The sequence below is a fragment of the Enterobacter sp. CGMCC 5087 genome (assembly GCF_003144775.1).
Lineage (GTDB): Bacteria > Pseudomonadota > Gammaproteobacteria > Enterobacterales > Enterobacteriaceae > Enterobacter > Enterobacter cloacae_M.
The window spans coordinates 1-314 of sequence record NZ_QFXN01000084.1; the positions used below are offsets into that span (position 1 = coordinate 1).

Genomic DNA, 314 nt, shown 5'->3' on the forward strand with positions numbered 1-314 from the left:
GGGATCAGCGAAAAGCTACCGTACCTGAAAAAGCTCGGCGTGACGGCGCTCTATCTCAACCCGGTGTTTAAAGCCCCGAGCGTGCACAAATACGATACCGAAGATTATCGCCACGTTGACGCGCAGTTTGGCGGTGACGAGGCGCTGCTGCGCCTGCGTAAGAACACCCAAAACGAAGGCATGCGCCTGATTCTGGACGGCGTGTTCAACCACAGCGGAGATTCGCACGCCTGGTTTGACCGCCATAACCAGTCGATGGGCGGGGCATGTCATAACCCGGACTCGCCGCAGCGCGACTGGTACAGCTTTAACGA

At 58.0% G+C, this 314-nt stretch carries 1 protein-coding gene; it reads left to right on the forward strand.

Going from position 1 to position 314, the window contains the following annotated elements; genetic code table 11:
• Positions 1 to 314 (forward strand): alpha-amylase family glycosyl hydrolase (locus DEO48_RS07720; RefSeq protein WP_258306068.1); only part of this gene is annotated, 314 nt, incomplete at both ends.